Source organism: Alistipes sp. AM16-43 (assembly GCF_003435745.1).
Lineage (GTDB): Bacteria > Bacteroidota > Bacteroidia > Bacteroidales > Rikenellaceae > Alistipes > Alistipes onderdonkii.
This window is the reverse complement of the sequence record NZ_QTUQ01000024.1, coordinates 1-954: the sequence shown is the minus strand read 5'-3', so window position 1 is coordinate 954 and position 954 is coordinate 1. Positions and strand designations below refer to the sequence as shown.

1 protein-coding gene is annotated in these 954 nt (G+C 49.5%); it reads left to right on the top strand.

Features of this window, described 5'->3' with window-relative positions; all coding sequences use genetic code 11:
• The first annotated feature begins 285 nt into the window (after positions 1-285).
• Positions 286-792, top strand: a complete 507-nt coding sequence (locus DW189_RS14185) for a DUF3408 domain-containing protein (RefSeq protein WP_117508606.1) — start codon at positions 286-288, stop codon at positions 790-792.
• Positions 793-954 lie beyond the last annotated feature (162 nt).

Sequence of the window (954 nt, the reverse complement as noted above, 5' to 3'; positions counted from 1 at the left end):
GTTTGCTGCATAAGATTTACTCTTTTCTGTAAACCTTTTTCAGGACGGGACAGATGAAAAAAAGCCCGCCGAACGGACTGGAACGGACGTGAGCGGACATCGGAATCGAGGCATTTCAGTCGATTGTATCTTGCATCATGAAAGGCAGGTTTTCTTATTCCGTTCATTATTCCGATACAAACCGCATGAAACGGAAAACGGTATTTTGAATGGTTTAAAACATAAAACCAAACATACACGCTTTACGACAGTATAGCTGACAATCAATCTCAAAAACGTTGCACCATGGATTCATTGAAAGAAACAGACAAACCCGCACCCAATCCTTCGAAGCATCTCCGTATCGAAGTCGATGAGGAGCTGATGCGACAGATGATCGCCGGACAAGCCCCTTTGGATTCGAAAGTCGCCCGCAGGATTCCCGAGCCGAAAGAAGGCGCAGAAGAAACGATTCAGGAGCCTGTGCCAAAATCCGAGATCGACGAATCGTTTCCGTCGGTCGTCCCTACCGCTGTGGCTGCGGGGAAAGATGCATCCGGGTTTCGTCGTAAAAAGCTCACGCTACCGGATTTTGAACGCACGTTCTTCGCACCAACGGATTGCCGTAACCGCTCGGCGATCTACGTCAGCGCCCCAACCAAGGGCAAAGTGTCGGCAATCCTCCACCTGCTGGGAGACGACTCGACTAGGCTTACGGCGCTGGTCGACAATATGCTACGCTTTGTCATGAGCATTTACAGCGACGAACTGAATTATCTCCACGAGAAGAAGAATAGCAGAAGACCGTTTTGAAAAAGCGGAGGTATTTCGACGGCAGATAGCAGGACGGGGGGGGGCCGTCGAACGGACAGACCGATTGCGGCTGAACATCAGACCCGGATCGTCAGGAGCTACAGAATGTCGCCTATTCCGACGGTAGAATTCTAAGATAAAACCAAATAAAAGCTGCAAAAA

Excerpts from the sequence above, each read along its gene's own strand:
- DW189_RS14185 (WP_117508606.1), top strand. The coding sequence starts at position 286 with ATGGATTCATTGAAAGAAACAGACAAACCCGCACCCAATCCTTCGAAG.